Annotated in this window: 21 protein-coding genes and 2 other annotated features; of the genes, 20 read left to right on the top strand and 1 reads right to left on the bottom strand. The window is 30.1% G+C overall.

The features are described from left to right. Positions 1-9: 9 nt before the first annotated feature. From KQI42_RS09060 to KQI42_RS08975, 18 genes are all read left to right on the top strand, one after another. Positions 10-375 carry an ornithine aminomutase subunit alpha gene (locus KQI42_RS09060; protein WP_216519032.1) on the top strand — a complete coding sequence of 122 codons (366 nt, stop codon included), beginning with the start codon at positions 10-12 and terminating at the stop codon, positions 373-375. Beyond that, entirely contained in the window at positions 375-2,591 is a 2,217-nt protein-coding gene (gene oraE, locus KQI42_RS09055; RefSeq protein WP_216519030.1) for a D-ornithine 4,5-aminomutase subunit OraE, read from the top strand. The genes KQI42_RS09060 and oraE overlap by 1 nt, the downstream gene beginning before the upstream one ends. Next, on the top strand, positions 2,581-3,945 hold the full coding sequence (locus KQI42_RS09050) for a GlmL-related ornithine degradation protein (protein ID WP_216519028.1): 1,365 nt from the start codon (positions 2,581-2,583) through the stop codon (positions 3,943-3,945). Before oraE ends, KQI42_RS09050 begins: the two co-directional genes overlap by 11 nt. A 39-nt stretch (positions 3,946-3,984) precedes the next feature. Next, complete coding sequence (orr, locus tag KQI42_RS09045; RefSeq protein WP_281420388.1) at positions 3,985-5,058, top strand: ornithine racemase Orr; 1,074 nt, start codon at positions 3,985-3,987, stop codon at positions 5,056-5,058. Positions 5,059-5,304: 246 nt separating this feature from the next. Then, entirely contained in the window at positions 5,305-6,627 is a 1,323-nt protein-coding gene (locus tag KQI42_RS09040; RefSeq protein ID WP_216519024.1) for a replication-associated recombination protein A, read from the top strand. A 229-nt stretch (positions 6,628-6,856) separates the two neighbouring features. Beyond that, the gene (locus tag KQI42_RS09035) at positions 6,857-10,198 is read left to right on the top strand and encodes a tetratricopeptide repeat protein (RefSeq protein ID WP_216519022.1); all 3,342 of its coding nucleotides are present in this window, start codon (positions 6,857-6,859) and stop codon (positions 10,196-10,198) included. Between the two features lie 12 nt (positions 10,199-10,210). Beyond that, the gene (locus KQI42_RS09030) at positions 10,211-11,911 is read left to right on the top strand and encodes an Hsp70 family protein (protein ID WP_216519020.1); all 1,701 of its coding nucleotides are present in this window, start codon (positions 10,211-10,213) and stop codon (positions 11,909-11,911) included. Positions 11,912-12,158: 247 nt separating this feature from the next. Continuing rightward, positions 12,159-12,389: a binding site (T-box leader), on the top strand. Positions 12,390-12,436: 47 nt separating this feature from the next. Next, positions 12,437-13,825 carry an asparagine--tRNA ligase gene (asnS, locus tag KQI42_RS09025; protein ID WP_246566319.1) on the top strand — a complete coding sequence of 463 codons (1,389 nt, stop codon included), beginning with the start codon at positions 12,437-12,439 and terminating at the stop codon, positions 13,823-13,825. Positions 13,826-14,192: 367 nt separating this feature from the next. After that, entirely contained in the window at positions 14,193-14,690 is a 498-nt protein-coding gene (locus KQI42_RS09020; protein WP_216519018.1) for a hypothetical protein, read from the top strand. A gap of 28 nt (positions 14,691-14,718) precedes the next feature. Next, entirely contained in the window at positions 14,719-15,867 is a 1,149-nt protein-coding gene (locus tag KQI42_RS09015) for a DUF3885 domain-containing protein (RefSeq protein WP_216519016.1), read from the top strand. Further along, a complete protein-coding gene (locus tag KQI42_RS09010; protein WP_216519014.1) occupies positions 15,857-16,252 on the top strand; it encodes a hypothetical protein in 396 nt (131 codons plus the stop codon). Before KQI42_RS09015 ends, KQI42_RS09010 begins: the two co-directional genes overlap by 11 nt. A gap of 64 nt (positions 16,253-16,316) precedes the next feature. Next, entirely contained in the window at positions 16,317-16,769 is a 453-nt protein-coding gene (locus KQI42_RS09005) for a leucine-rich repeat domain-containing protein (protein ID WP_216519012.1), read from the top strand. A gap of 36 nt (positions 16,770-16,805) precedes the next feature. Then, positions 16,806-17,507, top strand: coding sequence for a leucine-rich repeat domain-containing protein (locus KQI42_RS09000; RefSeq protein ID WP_216519010.1), 702 nt, complete (start codon positions 16,806-16,808; stop codon positions 17,505-17,507). 194 nt (positions 17,508-17,701) lie between these two features. Next, complete coding sequence (locus tag KQI42_RS08995; protein WP_216519008.1) at positions 17,702-18,154, top strand: hypothetical protein; 453 nt, start codon at positions 17,702-17,704, stop codon at positions 18,152-18,154. Next, positions 18,155-18,691, top strand: a complete 537-nt coding sequence (locus KQI42_RS08990) for a hypothetical protein (RefSeq protein ID WP_216519006.1) — start codon at positions 18,155-18,157, stop codon at positions 18,689-18,691. It abuts the gene before it with no gap. 67 nt (positions 18,692-18,758) lie between these two features. Continuing rightward, positions 18,759-19,304, top strand: a complete 546-nt coding sequence (locus KQI42_RS08985) for an SF0329 family protein (protein WP_216519004.1) — start codon at positions 18,759-18,761, stop codon at positions 19,302-19,304. Between the two features lie 133 nt (positions 19,305-19,437). Beyond that, positions 19,438-19,640, top strand: a binding site (T-box leader). A 229-nt stretch (positions 19,641-19,869) separates the two neighbouring features. Further along, positions 19,870-22,281, top strand: coding sequence for a leucine--tRNA ligase (gene leuS / locus KQI42_RS08980; protein ID WP_216519002.1), 2,412 nt, complete (start codon positions 19,870-19,872; stop codon positions 22,279-22,281). Between the two features lie 527 nt (positions 22,282-22,808). After that, entirely contained in the window at positions 22,809-23,066 is a 258-nt protein-coding gene (locus tag KQI42_RS08975; RefSeq protein WP_216519000.1) for a putative metallopeptidase, read from the top strand. Between the two features lie 481 nt (positions 23,067-23,547). Here KQI42_RS08975 and KQI42_RS21335 read toward each other — a convergent pair whose 3' ends face one another. Further along, positions 23,548-23,673 carry a hypothetical protein gene (locus tag KQI42_RS21335; RefSeq protein WP_281420384.1) on the bottom strand — a complete coding sequence of 42 codons (126 nt, stop codon included), beginning with the start codon at positions 23,671-23,673 and terminating at the stop codon, positions 23,548-23,550. Between the two features lie 317 nt (positions 23,674-23,990). Between KQI42_RS21335 and KQI42_RS08970 the strand changes: the two genes are divergently transcribed. Continuing rightward, entirely contained in the window at positions 23,991-24,815 is an 825-nt protein-coding gene (locus KQI42_RS08970) for a DegV family protein (RefSeq protein ID WP_216518998.1), read from the top strand. Between the two features lie 129 nt (positions 24,816-24,944). Further along, positions 24,945-25,901 carry an L-threonine 3-dehydrogenase gene (locus KQI42_RS08965; protein WP_216518996.1) on the top strand — a complete coding sequence of 319 codons (957 nt, stop codon included), beginning with the start codon at positions 24,945-24,947 and terminating at the stop codon, positions 25,899-25,901. The last annotated feature ends 144 nt before the right edge of the window (positions 25,902-26,045 follow it).

Raw genomic sequence — 26,045 nt, 5'->3', positions numbered from 1 at the left:
GGTAGTGAAATGACAAGAGCAGATGATTTTCAAGAAAGAAGAAAACATTTAGCTAATTTATCCGAAGAAGAACTTGAACAAAGATTTTGGGAATTAGCTGAAAAAATTGTTGACCCACTAATAGATCTTGCAGAAAAGAACACTACTCCATCTATTGAAAGGTCTGTTCTTCTAAGAATGGGATTCTCAAGCTTAGAAGCAAAGGCTATAGTTGATGGTGCTATGGATAGAGGTCTATTAGGAAAAGGAGCAGGTCATATAGTATATAAACTTGCTAAAGGTAAAAATATGGATATAAGAGAAGCAGGACTTAGATTAGTTAATGGACAAATGTGGGATGACGTAGTAGTCCTATTCAAGGGAGGTGTGAACTAGTGGAACTTAAACCAAATGAAAAGCTTGATATTGAATTTATATTAAAGGACATAGATAAATATACACCTAGAAGAAGAGGTTGGCATTGGAGAGAAGGTGCAGGTGAAAATAGACAGATAGGAAAATTTGAGTATTACGATTCATCTTTACCTTTAGAAAATAGTCAGCCATTACCTGCAGCAAAATACTTTGATTCCATAGATCCACAACCAAAAGCAGTAATTACAACGGAAATCGCTTCAGGTAGATTTGAAGATGATATTAGACGTATGAGAATGGCTGCATGGCATGGAGCAGATCATATAATGGTTATTAGAACTGCTGGACAATCTCACTTTGAAAGTCTAATAGAAGGAACACCACAAGGCGTAGGTGGAATTCCAATAACAAGAAAGCAAGTAAGAGCACAAAGAAAGGCTTTAGATTATATTGAAGATGAAGTGGGAAGACCAATTAACTATCACTCTTACATTAGTGGAGTAGCAGGACCTGAAATAGCAGTGATGTTTGCAGAAGAAGGAGTTAATGGGGCTCACCAAGACCCTCAATATAATGTGCTATATAGAAATATTAATATGATAAGATCCTTTGTAGATGCTGCTGCTGCTAAAAGGGTTATGGCATGGGCAGATATAGCTCAAATTGATGGTGCACATAATGCCAATGCTACTGCGAGGGAAGCTTGGAAAGTAATGCCTGAACTAATGGTACAACATGCTATAAATTCTATATTCTCAGTAAAGGTTGGAATGAAAAAACAAAATATTTGTCTATCAACAGTACCACCAACAGCTCCTCCAGCTCCATGTATGAGATTGGATTTACCTTATGCTGTGGCTTTAAGGGAATTGTTTGCCGAATACAAGATGAGAGCTCAAATGAATACAAAATATATGGAGTCTTCAACTAGAGAAGCTACAGTAACCCATGTATTAAACCTTTTAATATCTCAACTTACTAGAGCAGATATTCAATCAACTATTACACCTGATGAAGGAAGAAATGTTCCTTGGCATATATATAATATTGAAGCTGTAGATACGGCTAGGCAAGCATTTGCAGGTATGGATGGTTTAGGTGCTATGGTAGAGTTAAAGAGGAATGAAGGAGAATTAGCTGAAACTGTTAGAGAGCTAAAAGAAAGAGCTATTCTATTTATGGAGGAGATTCTTGAAGTAGGAGGATACTTTAAAGCTGTAGAAAGTGGATTCTTTGTTGATTCTGGTTATTATCCAGAAAGAAATGGAGATGGAATAGTTAGAAAGATTGATGCTGGTGTAGGCGAAGGTACAGTATTTGAAAGAGATACTGATTATATGGCTCCTGTTACAGCTCATTTTGGATATAATAATATTGGACAATATGATGAATCTTTAATTGATAATCCAGCTTCTTTAATAGGTGGAGGTACTTTTGAAGATCCAAGTAAAATCATATTTATTGATGAGTTAGATGAAAATGATAATGTCAATGTAAGACTTAAAGAAGTTGAAGAACTTAGAAAATCTTCAAAAATAAAACCTGAAATGGAATGGTTAGGTGATGGAATCATATTAATGACTCTATTCCTACCAACGGAAGAGAGAGTAGCTGAATTTGCTGCTATAGAAATAGGTAAAAAATTAGGCTTAGAAGATGTAGAAGTAATTCATAAAGAGATTATGCAAGAAGCTGAAGGAACTCGTATAGAACTAAAAGGAAGAGTAGCCTTTAATATAGATATAGATGATTTAGTTATACCACCTAAGCCAGAAATATTAACAGAAGATGAAATTAGAAATGATATTAAAGAAAAACCGATGAAAATAGTTGCAGCTACTGTCGGTGAAGACGAACATTCCGTTGGATTAAGGGAAATAATCGATATTAAACATGGTGGTATAGAGAGATTTGGTATAGAGTGCCATATATTAGGTACATCCATACCTGTTGAAAAGCTAGTAGATGCTGCTATTGAATTAAATGCAGATGCTATACTATCTTCAACTATAATAAGTCACGATGATATTCACTATAAAAATATGAAAAAACTTCATGAACTATGTATTGAAAAAGGTATAAGAGATAAAATCATCCTTGCTGCAGGAGGAACTCAAGTTTCCAATGAATTAGCTGTAGAAAATGGTATGGATGCTGGCTTTGGAAGAGGTTCAAAAGGAGACCATGTTGCTACATTTTTAGTTAAGAAAAGAAGAGAGTTAGCAAATGAGAATTGATATTTTAGTAGCTGAAATAGGTAGTACTACTACTGTAGTGAATGCTTTTAATGATTTAGATTCCTGCCCAAAATTTATTGGGCAGGGTCAATCTGCAACTACTGTTTTAGAAGGTGATGTAAACATTGGTCTTAAAGGAGCAATTAATGATTTATCTAAAAATCTAAGTCAAGAAACTATAGAGTATAAAGAGCTAATAGCTACCAGTAGTGCAGCAGGAGGACTAAGAATGACGGTTCACGGTCTAGTCTACGATATGACGGTTAAAGCTGCCAAAGAAGCTGCATTAGGAGCTGGAGCTAATATTAAATATATAACTGCAGGCAAGTTAAGAAAGTCTGATCTAAAGAAGATCAAAGAGATTAACCCAAATATAATACTTATTGCTGGTGGAGTGGACTATGGTGAAAGGGATACAGCTCTTCATAATTCTGAACTTATTGCAGATTTAAATCTTAATATACCAGTAATTTATGCAGGAAATATTGAAAATCATGATGAAGTATTAGAAATATTTAATGACAAAGATACAGAACTTTATATTGTAGATAATGTTTATCCTAAGATTGATGAATTAAATATTGAACCGACTAGAAAAGTAATTCAACAGGTATTTGAAAAGCATATTATCCATGCTCCAGGAATGCAAAAAGTAAGAGAAATGGTTACAGGTCCTATAATGCCTACACCTGGGGCAGTTATGGAAGCCAGTCAATTGCTTTATGATTCAATAGGTGATTTAATAACCATTGATGTAGGAGGAGCAACCTCAGATATTCATTCTGTGACAAAAGACAGTGATGAAGTCTCAAGAATTTTAATTAATCCTGAACCTTTAGCTAAAAGAACGGTAGAAGGTGATTTAGGTGTATATGTGAATATGCATAATATAGTAGAAATGGTTGGGAAAGAAGAGCTAGTAAAGGAACTAAATATAACTATGGAAGAACTAGAAAACATAATATTATATCATAAACCAATACCAGTAACAGATTTAGAGAAACAATTTGTAGAAAAATTGGCACTTCATGCTACTATTACGGGAGTTAAACGTCATGCTGGACATTTAAGACATTTATATGGTCCTGGAGGGAAAAACACCATAGCGGAAGGTAAGGATTTAACACAAGTTAAGTATATAATTGGTACTGGTGGAGCCTTAACTCGTTTACCAAACAGAGTATCTATTTTAAAAGAGATAGCTTTGAGTAATAAAGGAAATGAATTATTACCAAATAAAGAGGCAGAAATACTCATTGACAATCATTATATTATGGCTTCTTTAGGAGTAATGGCTAAAAAATATCCAGAAGAAGCATTAAGACTTTTAAAGAATAGTCTTAATCTTAAATAGTCCAACGATAGTTGGACTAATTTTATAATAATTGGAGGGATGAATTTGAGTTACCCAAGGATGACAATAGATTTAAATATAATAAGAAATAATGTTAAGACTGTAGTCAGTTTATGTAATAAACATGATATTAAAGTAGCCGGTGTTACTAAAGTATTCTGTGGTAATCCTAAAATTGCTCAAGCATATGTAGATGGAGGAGTTAGCTATTTAGCAGATTCTAGAATTGAAAACTTAATAAGACTTAAAGATTTTCAAATACCTAAGATAATGTTAAGGTTACCAATGAAATCCGAAGTAGAGAAAGTAGTGGAATATGCAGATATATCCCTTAATTCAGAAATTGAAACAATAATATCATTGTCAGAAAAGGCTGTGGAGAAAGGTAAAGTTCATAAAATTATTCTAATGGTAGACTTAGGAGATTTAAGAGAAGGATATTATAGTGATGAAAGCTTATTTCAAAGTATTGAGAAAATATTAGAATTAAAAGGTGTTAGGTTAGCAGGAATAGGAACCAATTTAACTTGCTATGGTGGTGTTATTCCGAATAAAGAAATTTTAAATAGACTATCATCTTTAGCAGAGGACATAGAAGAAAAATATAAAATAAGATTAGAGATTGTATCTGGAGGTAACTCAAGTAGTATTCATTTATTGACAAAAGATGAAGGCATAGAAGTTATAAATAATTTAAGATTAGGTGAATCTTTAATTCTTGGCAGAGAAGCTGCTTATGGTAAGCAAATATTGGGTACAGATGCGGGAGGATTTAAGTTACAGGCTGAAATTATTGAACTAAAGGAAAAACCTTCAGTTCCTACAGGAGAAATAGGAAAAGATGCTTTTGGTAATACACCTACTTTTGTAGATAGAGGAGTTCGTAAAAGAATTCTATGTGCTGTTGGAAAACAAGATATAGATTTTGATAATATACATCCTATAGATGAAGGAATTATTATCCTTGGAGGAAGCAGTGATCACTTAATATTAGATGGTAGTGACAGTAATATAGACTATAAGGTTGGAGATATAGTTGAATTTAAAATGACTTACGTAAGCATACTTAGGGCAATGACTTCTGAATTTATTGAAAAAATAATTTTAGAATAATTATATAGGATAATTAAAACAAACAGGCTTTGGGAACTAAACTTCTTAAAGCCTGTTTGTTTATTAATGAAAATTTATCAAAGGTAATTAGTAAAAACTTGAAATTTTAATGAATAAAAGATATTGGTAACCTAAATCTATTTTTGGAAATATGAATCGATGAAAGAACTGATAGTCAGATTGACTAATGCTTTATTCTAAGATAATATAAAAGATAATATATGAATAAACAAGATAGGTGATTAAATGGATTTATTTACCATGAATATGGAAAAACAATTAGAAAAAAATGCACCTTTAGCAGATAGAATGAGACCACAAACTATAGAAGAGTTTGTAGGTCAAAATCATCTTTTGGGAGAAGGGAAATTTTTAAATAGAGCAATAAAAGCAGATAGGCTAAACTCAATGATTTTATATGGTCCTCCTGGGACAGGAAAAACTACTTTAGCCATGATAATAGCTAATACTACCAATATGATATTTGAAAAATTATCTGCTGTAACCTCTGGAGTTAAAGATATTAGAGAAGTAATGGAGAGGGCAGAAGAAAATTTAAAATTATACAATAAAAGAACAGTATTGTTTATTGATGAGATCCATAGGTTTAACAAATCACAGCAAGATGCCTTACTTCCCTTTGTAGAAAGAGGAATAATTATTTTAATAGGTGCCACTACAGAAAATCCTTATTTTGAAGTAAATAAGGCATTACTTTCTAGAGCTATGGTATTAAGATTAGAATGTCTAACAAAAGAAGATTTACGTAAGATAATTGAAAACGGTCTATCTAACAAAGAAAAAGGATTAGGAGAATATAAAGTAGATATAGATAAAGAAGCCATAGACTATTTAATTACTATAGCTGATGGTGATGGAAGAATGGCTTTAAATTCATTAGAAATTGGAGTTCTCTCTACTTCAAAGGACGAAAATGGAATAGTCCAAATTGATTTGAACACAATAAAATCATCTATACAAATAAAAACAGCTAGATATGATAAAGACGGTGATGAACATTATGACACCATATCTGCTTTTATTAAAAGTATGAGAGGTTCTGATCCAGACGCTACTTTGTATTGGTTAGCAAAAATGATAAATGCAGGAGAAGATCCTAAGTTTATTGCTAGAAGAATTATAATCTGTGCATCGGAAGATGTAGGGAATGCAGATCCCAATGCTTTAAATATTGCAGTATCTGCCTTCAATGCAGTAAATGTAATAGGTATGCCAGAAGGAAGAATCCCTTTAGCACAAGCAGCAGTCTATGTAGCTACTGCTCCAAAGAGCAATGCAGCATATATCGGTATTGATAAAGCCCTAGAGGATATAAGAAGCAAAGAAATAGGCAAGGTACCTACACATCTGAGGGATGGCCATTATCCTGGAGCAAAGAATTTAGGTCATGGCATAGGATATAAATATCCTCATGATTATGAAAATGCTTTTATTCCACAACAATATTTGCCTACTGAATTTATAGGAAAGAAATACTATGAACCAACAGAAAATGGATATGAAAAAGAAATAAAGAAAAGACTATTATCTTATGGTAAAGAATTATAATAAACAGAATTATCAGCTAATTTTAAATTTATAAAATAGATAAGTATATAAATTAATATTAAGATCAACTGTTGATAGTTAAATTCTTATAAAGAACTATTTTGCATCTTTATTTTTTGTTAAAAACTCCGATATATGTTATATGAAGAATTTCCCTGTGACAAATCATATGAAAATCTTCATCAGATATAATAGAAATATAAAACTATATAAAGGGGCGAAAAGAACAATGGAAAAATTTTGGAATATACTAGGAATCGATAAAACTGAGGATGAAGATTTAGTTAAATCTGCATATAGAGAAAAACTTGTTAATGTAAATCCAGAAGATGATCCAGAAGGATTTAAGGAACTTAGAAAAGCATATGAAGATGCAATTATACATATACAAGAACTAAAGAAAGAACAAGCATTTATAGAATTTGATGACTTAGATGATATAGGAAAGTGGATGAAAAAAGCAGAAGAAAAATACTTTGATTTTCCAGACAGAATATCTCTGGATAAATGGAGAGAGCTTTTAAGTGATGATATTTGTATAGGTTTAGACACAGTAGAGATTGTTCAAGAAAGGTTACTTGCTTTTTTTATGGATAATTACTATCTGCCCCATAAAGTATGGACATTAATAGATGAACGATTTGATATTACAGAGGATAGAGAAAAACTTTACGAAAAATTCCCTAAAAATTTCATAGATTTCGTATGCAATTCTATTTTTTATGAGGATTTTTTGGATTTCTATCTATTTGAAGGTCCTGAACTGGGAGAATATGATGATTATATAAGGCATTATTTTAGAGTAAAAGATATGCTAGATTATAATGAGCTAGAGGGTATAGAAAAAGAAATTGAAATAATGAAAAATAATGCAATTTATCATCCCTATGAAGATGTAGAAGTTGTTAGACATTATTTAAAATTAGGAAAGGATAAATATGCAGAAGAAATTATAATAGAATTGGGAAATAAATATCCTAATTCCGACTATATTACCTTATACGTAGGAGAAGTCTCTTTCCAGATAGGTGAAATCTCCAGAGCAAAAGAATATTATGAAAAACTCATTGAAAGAACTCCAAATCACTATAGTGCGAAACTAGGATTAGGTAAATGTTTTTTAGCAGAAAAGGAATATTTTAAAGCAAAAGAATGGTTCCTTGATATGTTATATGTTTTTTCTGGTGACCAAAATGCTTCAAATGAAATGATGAAAGCAAATGAATATTTGATAGAAAGTTATAAGGAGCAACTCGATGAAAATCCTGATGACTTTGAAGCATTAGTGGAATTAGGATGGTGCTTTTATCAAAATCATAAATTTGACGATACCATAAATCTTTTAGAAGGTGTAGACATTCCTGAAGATAACAAACCATTATATAACAATTTAATGGGAAGGACATATTTATCTGTCAACAATTATGAAAAAGCATATCCCCTTTTACTAGCTTGGGTAGATGATTTAGAAAAAATAGAAGATGATGGAAGTGAAGAGACAGCAAAGAGATTAAGAAACTTTGGATATTCATATTATACAATTGCAATAACTCTTTCAAACATAAAAGAACAAAACGAAGAAAATTTGAAAGAAGTTTTAAGTTATTTAGAAAAGGCAATTCAAAATGAAAAAGATGAAAACAACAAACTACTATATATGAATTATAAAGCACAGACATTTTTAAGATATGAAAATAATGAAGAATGTATAGATATATGTGATGAAATAATTAAAAGGGCATCAGATTATTATCCGGCATATTTGTTCAGACAGGAAGCTTATTACAATATGGAAAGGTATCAGGATGTAATTGATGATTATTACAATGCTATAAACATAGAGTCAGGATATTATATGCCATATCTTCTAGCAATAAAGACATTCCATCTATTTGGCAAATACGAAGATTGTTTAGATATTATAAAAAGGGCTGAAGACAATGATATAAATAATGAAGAAATAAGGCTGTATAAAGTTAAAGCTTTAAGGCAAACCCTTGAAACTATAGTGGAGGTAAGGGAACAGGCATATAAATTGGTGTTGGATTTAAAAGATGAGCATGTAAAAAATGACTACAAAGAAGAATTTTATTTGGATATTTTATATGCGGAAGCAGATGTATGTGTAGCTATGTATGAATTTCAAGATGCACTTAATGCTATGAATGAAGCTGTTAAACTAACTCAAAAAATTGAATTTGTATTTTACAAAGGATATATACATCACGAACTGGAAGAATATGATGAAGCAATAAATATATTTACAGAGCTTGATAATGAATATCCTAATGATGAAAAAATTATTTATCGTTTAGCAGCAGCTCATGAGGGGAAGCGTAATTTAGACGAAGCCATAGAATATTATAATAAACTTCTGGATATTAATCCTGAACGTACAGAAGCCTACTCTGCAATTGCCAGTATGTTAGAGGAAAAGGCACAATGCTCAACGGGAGATGAAAAAAGAAACTATTACAATGAAGCTTTAAAATATAGGGATAAACTAATTGAGATAAAAGAAACGGGATACAACTATCTTTCAAAGGGACTCACCCTTTCAAGACTTGGAAGAACTCAAGAAGGTATAGATAATTATTTAAAATCAATTGAGTTAGACCCTGCAAATCCGTTTCCATACAATAACTTGGGATTTAATTATCACAATTTAGGGGAGTATGAGAAAGCTCTGGAGTATTATCTCAAATCTATGGAATGTATGGATTATGAAGAAACACCTCTGCCCTTTAATAATATAGCAAAGACTTATAGGATATTGGAACAATATGATAAAGCTGAAGAATATTTAAAAAAGGGATTGGAAAGGTTTCCTAATAAGGATGTTTTTTATGAAAGTTTGAGTGAGTTATATGTAGTAATGGGTAAATATGATGAAGGAATTAAAATATGCAGCGAACATATGGAAAATGTAGAAAATGCAGATATAAATGAAATCAAGCGTACAAAGGGAGATTTATATAGACTTAAAGGTGATTTGTCGAAGGCAAAATATTATTATGAAGATGCAATTTGTAAAGGTAAAAATAATACCGATGCCTACCTTGATTTAGGTAAATTCTATTTATATCAAAATAAATATATAAAAGCTCTGCATTATTATAAAAAAGCATTAAAAGATGTAGATAAAACAGATTATGAAAATCTATTTATTATATATTTTCATATAGGAATGGTATATAAATTTTTAGGATTTAAAAAAGAAAGTTATTTTAAAAAGTCAATAGAGTATTGTATTAAAGATATAGGCGATGAAAAAGAATATTTTACAGATGATGGATATCTGCCTGCTAGACTACACAATATAACAAGGGCATATATAAATATGGGCTATATTAAAAATGCCGAACACTATATTGCTCAAATGGATAAATACAAAAAATGTAAAGGCTGTCCATATGGAAAATGTTATGAAAAATTTGCTTTAATGGGTATGTTAGCAGAAGCCAAAGGAGATATAGAAGAAGCATTGAAGTATTATAATATAGTATTAGAATATGAGCCAGAGTACCTTTATGCGTATATTGCAGTTAAAAGATTAGCATCTAAAAAATAAGGGGAGAATAGCATGATAATAGGAATAGATTTAGGAACAACAAACAGTTCAGTGTCATATTTTACAGAAGATGGTGCGAAAATAATTCCCAATCGTTTAGGGAAAAACATAACACCATCTGTTGTTAGTATAGATGAAAATTCTAATATATATGTAGGTGAAACTGCACTAGAAAGAAGTGCAATTTACTATGACAGTACAGCACAGGTTTTTAAAAGAGATATGGGAAGTCAGAAAGTTTTTAAACTAGGGAAAAATGAATTTAATGCTGAAGAGTTATCATCATTTATATTGAAATATTTAAAAGAAGATGCAGAACATTTTCTTGGTGAAAAAATAGAAGAAGCAGTAATAAGTGTTCCTGCATATTTCAACGATGAACAGAGAAAATCAACTAAAAAAGCAGGAGAAATGGCTGGATTTAGAGTAGAACGTATTATAAGTGAGCCTACAGCCGCAGCTATAGCTTATGGATTGTATCAAAAAAAAGCTGATGCTAAAATTTTAGTATTTGATTTAGGTGGAGGTACATTTGATGTCTCCATTTTAGAACTTTTCAATAATATACTTGAAGTTAGAGCAGTTGCTGGTGACAATTATTTAGGCGGAGAAGATTTTACTCAAATTCTAGTTGAGCTATTTATCAAAAAAAACAAAATAGATATAGAGTCTCTAGATTCAAAGACTTTATCACATATATTGGACCAAGCAGAGAAATGTAAAAGAGGATTTTCAGATAGTAAAATATCTTCTATGAACTGTATTATAAATGATGAACGAATTGAATTTCAAATAGATATTGATGATTATGAAGAGGCGTGTGAACCTCTTTTAGAAAAAATTAGAAATCCTATAAAGAGAAGTTTAAATGATACAAATCTGAGATTATCTCAAATAGATGATGTAATACTTGTAGGAGGCTCTACAAAACTTCCTATTGTAAGAAAGTTTGTAAATAAGCTTTTTGGAAGGTTTCCAAATACATCAATTAACCCTGATGAAGCAGTATCTCTAGGTGCAGCAATTCAAGCTGCTTTGAAAGAAAGAAACCAATATATAAAAGAAGTAATTTTAACAGATGTTTGTCCATATACTTTAGGAACAGAAGTTGTTATGGAAAGGGAAAATAATAGAAAAGAAGCAGGTTATTTTTGTCCAATAATAGATAGAAATACTGTAATTCCTGCAAGTAGAACTCAAACTCTATATACGGTATATGATAATCAAAGTAAAATAAGAATAAATATACTTCAAGGGGAGAGTAGATTTGCAAAGAATAATATATCTTTGGGAGAGTTATTTGTAGAAGTTCCCTTAGCTTTGGCAGGTGAAGAAAGTATAGATGTAACATACACTTATGATATTAATTCTATATTGGAAGTAGAAGTTAAAGTAAATTCTATAGGAAATAAAGTCAAACAAATTATTAAAAACAAAAATAATGATATGACTGATGAAATGATAGAGAAGCGAATGGAAGAAATAAGTTACTTGAAGATTCCTCCTAGAGAACAGGAAAAAAATAAACTTCTTTTATTCAAAAGTGAACGAATGTATGAGGAGAGTGTAGGAGATACGAGAAAGCAGTTAGATTATATAATTGTAAAATTTGAATCTGCACTTAAAACTCAGGATCCTATAAAAATAGAAAATGCAAGAGAAGTATTCAAAGAAGAGTTGGATTATATAGAAGAAGAGCAGAAGCTAAGATAAAATAGTATTTTTCAAGAACGCCGTTTTATAAGGAATTATTTTATGGTATAAATTTAGTAAAATGGATATAATAAAGAAATAAAAGAAAGATTAGCTAAATTTATTGACAACTCCAAGTAAAATAACTATAATTATATAAAAGTAAGAAAAGCATATATCAAAGAGTTAAAGGTAACTTTTCTTGAAACTCATTTACGGAAAGTTCATTAAGTAAAATACATCAAAGCAGAGCTTTCCTATTGGTTATAAGAAAACTTTGATAGGAAGAGTAGATATAAGAGGTAGTCAAAGGGAGCCTATGATAGTGAGACATAGGTACGAGACTTATATTGAAGAACATCCTTGAGTTTCTAATCGAAATCATTAAGAGAGTAGACTTAGACGGAATCACACCGTTACCTGTGAAACACATTATTGTGTGTTAAAGTGGCATTAGCAATTAGGGTGGTACCGCGGAAGTTAAACTTTCGTCCTTTTGGATGAAGGTTTTTTTATATTTTTTGATAAAAAAGAAAGGAGAGTATTATGAAAACTACTATTAAGAGTATCTACAATGACACGGATAAATATTTAAATCAACAAATTGAATTGGAAGGATGGATTAGAACATCAAGATCATCAAAGACTTTTGGATTTATAGAATTAAATGATGGAACATTCTTTAAAAATATTCAAATAGTTTTTGAAGAAGGATTGGAGAATTTTAAGGAAATAGAAAAATTGCCACTTAGTTCATCAATAAAGGTAAAAGGTACACTAATACCAACACCAGAAGCTAAACAACCTTTTGAAGTAAAGGCTAGTGAAATTGAAATTGAAGGATATTCAACTGCAGATTATCCATTACAAAAGAAAAGACATACATTTGAATATATGAGAACAATTGCTCATTTAAGACCTAGAAGCAACACTTTCAATGCTGTATTTAGAGTAAGATCTTTAACAGCTTATGCAATACACAAGTTTTTCCAAGAAAGAGGATTTGTATATGTTCATACTCCAATAATTACTGCTAGTGATGCTGAAGGTGCTGGGGAAATGTTTAGATTGACAACATTGGATTTGCACAATATTCCCTATACAAATGAGAAAGAAATAGATTTTACTAAAGACTTCTTTGGTAAAGAAACTAATTTAACAGTAAGTGGTCAACTAGAGGCTGAAGCTTTTGCTTTATCTTATAAAAACGTATATACTTTTGGGCCAACTTTTAGAGCAGAAAACTCAAATACGGCTAGACATGCAGCAGAATTTTGGATGATTGAGCCAGAAATAGCTTTTGCTGACTTACAAGATAATATGCAATTAGCAGAAGATATGATGAAATTTATTATTAAATACGTTATGGAAAATGCAAAGGAAGAAATGGAATTTTTCAATTCCTTTATTGATAAAGGTTTAATTGAAAGATTAGAGAATGTAGTAAATTCTGATTTTGGTTGTATAACTTACACAGAAGCTGTTGAGTTACTTCAAAAATCAGGAGAAGAATTCCAATACCCAGTAGAATGGGGTGTAGATTTACAAACAGAACATGAAAGATATATTTCAGAAAAAGTGTTTAAAAAGCCTGTATTTGTTATAAACTATCCAAAGGAAATAAAAGCATTTTACATGAGGATGAATGAAGACAATAAAACTGTAGCTGCTATGGATTTATTAGTTCCAGGTGTAGGGGAAATTATTGGTGGCAGCCAAAGGGAAGAAAGATTAGATGTATTAGAACAAAAGATAATTGAGAATGGAATGGATCCAGAAGATTACTGGTGGTATTTAGAATTAAGAAAATATGGTGGAACTAAACATGCTGGATATGGCCTTGGTTTTGAAAGAGCAATTATGTATATGACTGGTATGTCAAATATTAGGGATGTAATCCCATTCCCTAGAACAGTAAAATCTGCAGAATTTTAAAAAACAAGATCCTAGGAAAGATTTATATTCTTAGGGTCTTGTTTTTAATATTTTGGAAAATTAATATAAGATATAAATAAATATACTTTAATTCATAAATTTACGTCTATCTATTATGTATTATATAATCCTCTCTTTATTATTTTATCACTAACTATTTTGGAGAATTATCTCCCAGATAATAAAAATCATAATTTCCTTTGGAACTCTCTTGAAGAGAATATGATATAATAATGACAAGCATAGAAACCATTAATAATCTAATGGTTTGAAGCTTTATCATAAATATGGTTTTTATGTTTTTAGTTAAAATCATGTTAAACAAATTTTAATTATGAGTAATAAATGGAAAATGAGGTGATATGATTTGAGTGTAATACATTTATTAGCCTATGATTTTCCACTACCAGAGATGGATATGAGACAGTTCAAAAAAGTTTTTGTTTCTAAAACTACAATCGGCTTTTTACAAGGTTTTTCAGTAATAAATTGCTATTGTTCAAAGGATAATGTAGAAGTATCTAATTTAATTACTAAAAAGTATTGTCATGATGTTGGGTTGACGGAAGAAGCTTCCTGCATAGAAAATTTTAAGAATTATCTATTTAAATATATGCAACCTCATACTGAGATAGAGATATGGAGTATTTATCTTGGAGGTGATTATTCAAAGCATTATACCATAATGCCCAAATTAAGTAATATACCATTAGAGCATTTATTAATAGTTAATGATGAAATAGATTATTTTACAGAACATTATTTTAAACCTACGAAAAAGGAGATAAACTTATCTATGATGAGCAAAGAAGATGTTTTATTCATTTTAGAAAATACAGGTGTTTGTCTTGTTATTAAAAATTGAGGAACAATAAAAGGTAGGTGAATAGAAATTGAAAACACAAGAAAGACTAAATGATATTTTAAAAAATATTTTAGAACAATATGGAGTAGAAGACAAGACTTTAAATAGACTAACTCATAAATATATGCTTCATATTGATGAGTTAAGTAAAAGGTATCAGTATCTGGAAGATGGGAGCTTAAATGAAACATGTGTAGAAGAGTGTCTTCAGAAAGCTACAGAAATATATAGATTTATAAATTATAGTGATAATCTTTTAGTTGTTTACGATAATTTATTTGGACAAGATGATGAAATAGAGAAGGAGTTTTTAGAAAGTACTCTAACTCATATATCTAAATATGATACATATGAGTTAAAATGGCAATATCCTATACGTAAGGATGATTTATCAATACATCAAGATAATGAAATCTATACCTGTATAAGACATTTATATCATGTGAAAGAAATAAATATACAGAAATTATTTAGAGAGATAATTTTATCAGATATAGGTGGAGAAATAGATTTTTGTTCATCTATTTTTGCTATGGATATTAATAGTGGATGCATTTTTCATTTATATGATGATAGAGGAATTTATGTTTTTGCTCTAAAGGAAGAATATCTTACTGATGTATGGAAGGAATTTCATGATAGTATTTTTACGTTAGATTATCAAAATTTCAAAATAAAAGTAAACAATCTTTATTGGATAAATGAAACCAAGGATGATCCTAATGATTTATGTCTTCATGGAGATATAATAGTTACTATAGGAGAAGAATTATCCTATTCATGTACTATTAGTGCAGCAGCTCTTAGAATGTTAAAGACCTTATCTGAAGACCATTTGTTAGCAAAAGGAGAGCATATGTTACCTTGCTGTGGACATTCTATGGTTCCCAATGAAACTTTACATGAGGTAGAAATCATAGGATGTGATAATGGAATTGATTGGACTGTTCTACATGAAGATGGTATGGTTAGGCTTATTACTGAAAAAGGAAATACTGTATTTGCTTATTATCTTCAGTATAAGGAAGAAGTATTGCATTTTGCTAATATGGTGGAAAATTTTTATAAGGAATCTTTGTCTAAAAATATTCCAGAAGATGAATTTGAAAGAAATGGATATATAGCATTTTGGAATGAGTGGCATAGAAGAAAGAGGGATTTGAAAAGTGAAAAATAATATTATTAAAGAATATGGGTTAGTACATGATAATATAATTATTTCTTATATGGTTGACTTTGAAAAACAGATTTTACAAATAAATACAAAGAGTTATGACGAAGAAGTAGTTATTAGATTTCAAGGGCTACTTGCTCATGTTTTTGAAAACGTTCTTTTGAATAATATTATTTTAGAGATTTATCAAGTCACAATAGAATGCTTTTTATTAGAGAAAGTTAATAGGATTTCAGAAGTTCTAAAATATGGATTTCCAACAATTGAAGTAAGTAACATTAAGGAATTAGAGGATTACTTAAAAGAGAAGGAGTACAGAGTATTTTATTTAACAGCGTCCTTATGGATGTGTGGATATATTATTGCAAAAGAGATTATTTTAATGTAAGTATCATGTATTTTATAATTTTAAGATATATGCCTTAAGCTTTTAATCTAGGTAGGGTTTTTAAATGAAAAAATATCTTACTGTTATTATAGCTTGCATTTGTATAATATGGCTAGGTGTGCATTATAACCAAGATAGAGCCAATCAATTAACTCAAAATTCTAATAGTGCAAAAAATAATCACAATAGTGATTTCATTACTTTTTCGGATCCTCATTTGGAGCAAGCAATCAGAAAAAAAACATCAAAAATGACAGGTGAAATACATAAAGCAGACTTGGAAAACATTACTGTCCTTGAAATTGCTTCAGCTAATATTAAAGACTTGAGCGGAATTGAGAATCTAACCAATTTAGAAGAGTTAGACTTATCATGGAATGGCATTAGAGATATAAGCAGTATAAGTAATTTAACTAACTTAGTTAAGTTAAATCTATCTTACAATAATGATATTCGTGACATAAGTGCACTGAATAACTTAAAGAATTTAACTCAATTGAATATAAGTCGTACCTGAGTTGAGGATATAACCCCTTTAAGTAATCTACCAAAATTGGATATACTTAATATCTCATATTGTGAGCATATAAATATTAATGTGTTAGGAGATTTAAGCAATTTAACTGAATTATACTTCTATTCTTATGAAATTAGCGATATAAACTTCTTAAGTAATCTACCAAATTTGACTGAACTATATTTAGGCTATGATGGGAATGCAGACATAAGTTCTCTAAGCAACCTATCCAACTTGCAAAAATTACATTTACCGGGTTATATTTCTGGAGGCAAAAGTAATCTAAAGGATATAAGTGTTTTAAATAACTTGGAAAATTTAACTGAGCTAAATTTGTTCAATGCAGAAATAAGTGATATAAGTCCTTTACATAATCTAACAAATTTAACCAAATTGAATTTATCTGATAATCAAATCTCTGACATAAGTGCTCTTGAAAATTTAGTAAATTTAACAGAGTTAAAATTAAATAATAATAAAATAAGTGATATAAGTCCTTTACGGAATCTAACGAATTTAATAAAATTAGATTTATCTAATAATCAGGTTTCAGACATAAGTGCCCTTAGTAATTTAGAAAATTTAACAGAGCTAAAGTTAAATTCTAATAAAATATATGACATAAATTCTCTAGAAAAGCTTAACAAATTAACATGTTTAGTACTTAATGAAAACCAAATATCTGACTATAGTCCTATAAAGGAATATTATCAGAAACTTCAAATTAAAGACTTTTAATTAAATAGTATTAACAGATAACTTTGGTTCTCTGTCAAGAAAAAGACAGGCTAAACATGATAAATCTATATTCTGTTAAATAACTGTAACAGGTATCTATTTGACGTTTACATTATTTTAATGGAATGATTAGGAAAAATATAAGAGATGTAATTAAATATTACATTTAAAATAAAAACGTGGGAGGACTATTTATGAATCAAAATAAAATAGATGAATACGGTCATATTGTAGATAAAGAAGGCAATGTAATAGATGAAGATGGTAAGGTTTGGGAGAAAGATGATAGATGGTTTAGGATTGGTTTATTTGAATTAATATGTGGACTTGATACAGATGGTGAAATTAAAGTACCAACTTTTTGTAAATATAGTATAGGGAAACCAGGAGATTATTGTTTAGAAAATCCATGCCCACATATTTCAGCATGTACAGTTCCCAGGACTTTAGCTTATACAAATAAATATGGATATGTAGAAGATAGTTCTAGTTTTGATGAAGGTATTTATATTGAAGATGATGAAATAGATGAAAGAATAGAAAAGCTATTAAAAATATGGGAGGATATATGTATTAAAAATATTGATGAATCCTATGAAGAATATATTAAAGACAAGCTCAAAGATAATTTACAGGGAGAGGTATAAGTGAAAAGATATATAAAGATTCGTCATTGGAATTATTGGTTTGGTATATATGGATTTTCTGAATTTCCTACTGAAGTTGAATTTGATATAACGTCGGATTCAAGAGGTGAAGATATAGTATTTCATTTTGATTTAATGGACTTAGATTGTATGGAATATTATATAGAAAATAATCTTTATATAGAGAAAGAAGATGAGGGGTATAATAAATTTTTAGAATCTTATAAGGAGTTTTTAAATGGAGCAAAACTTCATTTAGTTACAATCCTTTATTATCCTACAAGTATATTTAAGAATAATTTCAATTATAAAATATTTCCTAAATATAAAATAGGTAGTTTACTAGATATAAAAAATAACCAAGGAGAATCTCCGTATTATGTAGATATATTCATTAAGGAAAGAAATGTTTTAGCACCTTGGAAGTTGATTTGCCATATGAAAGAAATAATGTTAGATTTATTTGGGGAGGAAGTAGAATTAGAAATTATTGATATTCCAAGTTATAAAGAAACATTAAAATCTTTTTTTGAATAGATAATTAACTATTTAAAGTAAGATAGGAATTTAGAGAGTAAGAAAATTGATATAGGAGGGTTATTGAATGGGTAATTCATGGAGTGGATTAAGACGAGAATTGGAGAATGATTATATATGTGAATCATTAAAGGGAAGAGTACAATATTTTATAACTCATTATCGTAAAGCACATGATGATTATGGAAGAATTGCCATAAGAGTTGATGGGAAGGAGGTTTTAAGAGGAAATCCCTTTAATTATTATGTAAAGGGTTATGTTTATAAGGAGAGGGTATTAAAAGAGGAGAGGGGAGTTCCAACCAGAAAATGGACAGGAAAAGAAACTTTGTATAATGAAGAAAATGAAGAGGTTGAAGATATGGTAAATGAAATGATGAATAATGATGGTTTTTTTGAAATTTACCATATTACGGATGCTATTGGGGAATATAAAAATTTAGATATAAAAGAAAGTATTAATTCCCCTAATCCTATGATACGAATGTTTGCAATTATGGACAGAAGAATAGGAAAGCGTACCCTAATGAATATAATACCAGAAGTTGATAATCAGCCTCAATGGTTACAATTCTTTTATAAACTAAGGCTTGAGTCCGAGAATTTATTATAAAGAGTACAAGGAAAGATATTTATACTTAAGGAGATCCTCCAAAAGATTAAATAAAATGCAATAGGGTAAAGGTATAAATTATAAAAATATCTTGATTTAAAATGATTTATTGGTTATAATAGGTCTTAAATTAATAAATACTGTGAAGGGAAGTAGTAAGTCCTAATTAATTATAGAGAGCTATCGGTTGGTGAAAGATAGCATTGATGAAGACTGAACTCGTCCTTGAGTTACTAAGGTGAAAAAGTAATCTTAGTCGGTTAAATGCCGTTATATTTTGAGTGGATAGAAATATCAATAAGAGTGGTACCGCGGAATTTACCTTTCGTCTCTATAGAGATGAAAGGTTTTTTTATGACCTAACTTAGCGAACGAAGTGAGCTTTAGTAGGTCAAACGCAATGAGCACCAACCTTAATGTAGAATTTATCATTGGGAGTGTCTGTGAGGACCAAATTTGCACGACTGTTAGCGAGTGAATAGATTTGAGCTGCGAGACTGCGGTAAATGACCTAGCTAAGTGAGCTTTACTGCTATGAGAATTGCATTATGAAGGAGGAAAGAATATGAGAGAGTATAGACCAAATGAAATTGAAAAAAAATGGCATGAAATTTGGAAAGAAAGAGAACCTTTTAAAGCATCAAATAAATCTGATAAGCCAAAGTTTTATGCATTAGTAGAATTCCCTTATCCATCAGCAAATGGACTGCATGTAGGCCATCCAAGACCTTATACGGCATTGGATATCGTTTCTAGAAAGAGAAGACTTGAAGGGTACAATGTTTTATTTCCAATGGGATGGGATGCTTTTGGATTACCTACAGAAAACTTTGCTATAAAAAATAAAATCCATCCAGCTATAGTTACAGAGCAAAATGTTGCAAGATTTAAAGCTCAATTGCAATCAATAGGATTTTCATTTGATTGGTTAAGAGAAATAAATACTACAGACCCACATTATTATAAATGGACTCAATGGATATTCCTTAAACTATTTGAAAAAGGTTTGGCATATAAGCAAGAAATGCCTATTAACTGGTGTCCATCATGTAAGATTGGATTAGCAAATGAAGAAGTTGTCCAAGGAAACTGTGAGAGATGTGGCGGTGAAGTAGTAAGAAGAGTAAAAAACCAATGGATGTTAAAGATAACTGAATATGCAGATAGACTAATATCTGACCTAGATAAAGTAGATTATATTGAAAGAGTAAAAGCTCAGCAAACAAATTGGATTGGTAAATCTGAAGGGGCAGAAGTAGAGTTTCAAATTGCAGGAAAAGAAGATAAGTTAAGAGTATTCACTACTAGACCTGATACTCTATTTGGATCAACATATATGGTTATAGCTGCTGAGCATCCTCTAATAGAAAAATATAAAGATGAGATAGAAAATCTAGAAGAAATTAAAGAATACCAGCATGAGGTAAGTAAGAAATCAGACTTTGAAAGAACTGAACTATCAAAGGAAAAAACAGGGGTGGAAATAAAAGGTTTAAGAGCTATAAATCCTGCTACAGGCCGTGAAATTCCTATTTGGATTTCTGATTATGTTCTTATGAGCTATGGTACAGGAGCAATCATGGCAGTACCAGGACACGATACTCGTGACTGGGAATTTGCAAAGAAATTTAATCTTCCTATAATCGAAGTAATAAAAGGCGGAGAAGTAGAAAAAGAAGCCTACACAGATACAGAAGAAGGAGTTGTTGTAAACTCTGATTTCATCAATGGTATGGAAGTAAAGGAAGCAAAAGAATATATTACTAAATGGCTAGAAGATAAAGGTCTTGGAACTAGAAAAGTAAACTTCAAGCTTAGAGATTGGGTATTCTCTAGACAGAGATACTGGGGTGAGCCAATACCTCTAGTACATTGTGATGAATGTGGTTGGGTGCCAGTACCTGAAAAAGAATTACCTATTATGTTACCAGAGGTAGAGAACTATGAGCCAACAGATACTGGTGAGTCACCATTGGCTAATATTAAGGATTGGGTAGAAACTACATGTCCAAAATGTGGAGGTAAAGGCCATAGAGAAACTGATACAATGCCACAATGGGCAGGGTCTTCTTGGTATTTCCTTAGATACATTGACCCATGTAATGAAGAAGAATTTGCTTCTCAAGAAGCATTAGAATATTGGCTACCGGTAGATTGGTATAATGGTGGAATGGAGCATACTACACTTCACCTATTATATTCAAGATTTTGGCATAAGTTTTTATACGATATTGGAGTAGTGCCTGGACCTGAACCTTATGCAAAGAGAACTTCTCATGGTATGATATTGGGAGATAATAATGAGAAAATGTCAAAATCAAGAGGAAATGTAGTAAATCCTGATGATATAGTAAGAGATTATGGTGCAGATACATTAAGAACCTATGAAATGTTCATTGGAGACTTTGAAAAATCCGTACCGTGGTCAGAAAATGGTGTAAAGGGATGTAGAAGATTCCTTGAAAGAGTATGGAGACTTCAAGATATCTTAACAGAAGGCAATAGCTATACAAAGGAATTAGAATCAAGTATTCACAAGACAATTAAGAAAGTATCTGAAGACTTCGAAACATTAAAATTCAACACAGGTATTGCTGCCCTAATGTCTTTATTAAATGAATTTAATGACTTTGGAAAAATTACTAAAGGAGACTTGAAGACTTATTTAATATTATTAAATCCTGTAGCCCCTCATATAACAGAAGAGATGTGGGAAACTATTGGCTTACCTGGATATTTACATGAAACAACTTGGCCTCAATATGAAGAAGCTAAAACAGAAGATGAAGTAGTTGAAATACCAGTACAAATAAATGGAAAAGTAAGAGGAAAAATAGTGGTAAATGTTAATGATAGTCAAGATATTGTAAAGGAAAAAGCAAAAGCTGATGAAAATATAATGAAATATTTAGAAGGAAAACAAATAGTGAAAGAAATATTTGTAATGGGAAAAATATATAATATAGTTGTAAAATAAAAGCACTTAATTCAGTTAAAATACTAGGTTGATAGGCTGTCGTCAAAAAATCTTCAAAAATTTGATTGATTTTTTTCGACAGCCTTTATGATTTCATCATCAGTATGAACATAGTTTTTTAGAATCATTTCAACAGTATCACTGGCTAATTAAGATATTATTTTCATGTTAACATTATTTTAACTAATTGATTAATAAATGTGTATCTAATCTAAAAGAAAATAAAAAATAATTAATAAAGAAAAAATCGAGGACAAGCCTCGATTGTATTGTATTTAGCGTCTACTAAATCCAATCACTACATTAGTTATTTACCATATATTTTATAATAAGAGGTAGTGGACAAGAACCCTCATATTAAAATATGAGTAATGTTAATGAATTGTTAATATTTAAGTATAAAAATAATATGGAAAACAAGGGATTAGAGGTGAAAAATTTTATTTAAAGTCTCTTTAACAGTTTATGCTGGCTGAAGAAAAGTGTTAATATTTAAGATAAATTATTTTTGAAAAATGTAATAAACAATGGCTAACGGAGAAATAATAACTATATCTAAAAAATTTGATAAAGATAAGTGTAGACTTAATTATACGTCAATTAATAAACAATTTTCAGAAATAACAGGATATGATTATATCTTAGAAATTAAAAATTATTTCATTGAAAAAGTGAGTAAAGAACAAATAATAACGTTAATATGTCATGAACTTAGATATATAGATAAATTTGGAGACTTACAGCCATACTACATAAAGAATAGGAGTGATATGGAGCAACATTAAAAGATTAGTCAACAACTAAAGCAGAAATAAAGAGTTGATAAACGATGATCTCCTAAACCCAGAGCAGCATATATCATAAATATACTAAAATCAAGCATTATAGATATGTAAAGAAATAGACTCTAAAGAAAATATATATTTAGAAATGAAGAAAGGATACCTAAAAAAGTTGGAAAAATAATAAGAAAATGAAGGAAAGTAACTTATATTTTTTTAAAACAATAAAAATGTTAAGAAATATAGTAAATTATTACAAGAAAAAGTAAAGGCATTTAATGAAAAACAACTGAGGGACTAAAATTAATTTGATGTTCTACGATTTTATTTATAAAGATAGTGCTCAAGGCTGGCATAGGAGCATCCAATGGTATCAATGGGTAAATATGAAGATTTATGGTTGTTGTAGATAAAGATAGATATATAAATAAAAAAAGATGAGAAAACATAAAAAAATCGGGGCGAGCCCCGACTGGTGGGAAATTTAGCATCTACCAAATCCGCCACAACTGCAGAATAAAATCACTAATAATAGGAAGAAGAATAGTAATGAATCATCCATACCACATTCACCACCAAATAATCCACCACGACATTGATTATCTACCATAATAGCACCTCCTAATAAAAATTTAGAACAAAAACTCTTACATTGGATCATGAGTACCGAAAATAAATTGTTAAAGTTTAAGTATAAAAATAATGTGAAGAGTAAGAGAACTGCGATAAGTATTTTTTAGATCTCTATAATAGTTTATGCTGATTAAAGAAAAGTGTTAATGTTTAAAGAGAGTTATTTTTATATAATTTCATTGATTTTAATTATTTTATAGTTGAATATAATATAGTTGTAAAGTAAATAAAAATATGAAATAATATAATTCTGCTATATTTAAGAACAGAACTATTATAAAAGGAGGTAATTAAATGCCGAGAATAAAAATTATAACGGACAGCACTAGTTATATGAGAAAAGAATATGTAGAAAAAGAAAAAGTAACAGTTGTGCCACTTAGCTATGTTTTGGGAGAAAAAATGTATACAGAAGGTTTTCCAGGAGAATTTGAGAACTTCTTTGAAAAACTTAGTACGACCAACTTATTTCCAACTACATCACAACCACCTGCTGGTGATTTTTTGAGTGAATTTAATAAGGCATTAAAAGAATACGATGAGATAATAGCTATTCTTTTATCTTCTAAATTAAGTGGCACTTACAATAGTGCTATACTTGCTAAAAATATGTTAGGGGATAAAAGGATTACTATTGTTGATTCAGAACAAGCAGCTTCAAATTTGAAATTTTTAGTTGAAGATGCAGTAAATATGGTTAAGCAAGGAAAAGAGGCTAAAGAGATAGAAGCGTATTTAGAAAATAAAAGGTATAAAATGAAAATCTATGTAACAACAGATACTTTAGAATATTTGGGCAGAGGAGGAAGGCTTTCTTCTGTACAATCTACGGTTGGGAATTTATTAAATATAAAACCAATAATTGAACTAAAAGATGGAGAACTTCAATTGTTAGAAAAGGTTAGAGGAAAAAATAAAGCGATAAATGCTATAATAGAAAAGATTCCTAAAAATGTTGAAAGAATAAGTATTTGTCATATCTTAAATGAAGAAGAAGCAAATAGATTAGAACACATCTTAGAAGAGAAATTTCCTAATATAAATATTTCTATAGATGAATTAGGACCAGTAGTTGGTGCTCATTTAGGGCCTAAAAGTATAGGAGTTTGTTTCTATTAAACTTTGGGCTGTAAGCCCAAAGTTTAATCTTAATTATCTAATATTTAAGAAATAGATTTTTTTATTAAAGGAAATATGATATAATTGTAACGAATTGTAAAGGAATTTATTATAATTGGAGGTGTTTTTATGAGAAAAATTTTAATTACTGGAGCTTTAGGACAAATTGGTTCAGAATTGACTACAGAATTAAGAAAAATTTATGGTGCTAATAATGTAATCGCTAGTAGTAGAAGAGTTAAAGAAGGTCATGAAAAATTAATAGAGTCTGGACCCTTTGAAATATTAAACATTAACGATGCTAAAGGAATTTCTGAAGTAGTTAGGAAACATGATGTTAATACTATAATTAATTTAGCAGCAATATTATCTGCAGTAGGAGAACAACATCCTGAACAATGCTGGGATATAAACATGAATGGCTTATATAATATTCTTGAAGTTGCTAGAGAAGAAAGTTGTATGGTATATACACCAAGTTCAATAGCAGCTTTTGGTCCATCAACACCAAAGGATAAAACACCACAAGATACTATTCAAAGACCTAATACGATGTATGGAGTTACTAAAGTTGCAGGAGAACTTCTATGTGACTACTATTATAAAAAATTTGGAGTAGATACTAGAGGCGTTCGTTTCCCAGGATTAATATCATATGAAACTTTGCCTGGTGGAGGTACTACAGATTATGCAGTACATATTTATTATGATGCTTTAAAGAATAAGAGATATACTAGCTTTATAGATAAAGGAACTAAGATGGATATGATGTATATGCCTGATGCATTAGATGCTATAATTCAATTAATGGAGGCAGACTCATCTAAGCTAATTCATAGAAATGCTTTCAATGTTTCAGCTATGAGTTTTGACCCAGAAGAAATTGCTGCATCTATAAAAAAAGTAATTCCTGAATTTGAAATAGACTATGAAGTAGACCCAGTGAGACAATCTATTGCAGATTCTTGGCCAAATTCATTAGATGATACGGCAGCTAGAGAAGAATGGGGATGGAATCCTAAATATGATTTAGATTCCATGACTAAGGATATGTTAGAAAAATTAAAAATTAAATTAGGATTATAGATAATTGATAAGGACTAGAGAGATTTGATATGATACTTCCAAAGTAGACAGTCTAATTAATTAAAAATAGACTATCTACTTGGAGGTATTTTTTTATGGGGAGAAAAGCAAAGTATAGCAAAGAAATAAAAATACAGGCCTGTA

It is taken from the genome of Tissierella simiarum, assembly GCF_018917865.1.
Lineage (GTDB): Bacteria > Bacillota > Clostridia > Tissierellales > Tissierellaceae > Tissierella_C > Tissierella_C simiarum.
This window is presented reverse-complemented; position numbering and strand designations above follow the sequence as displayed.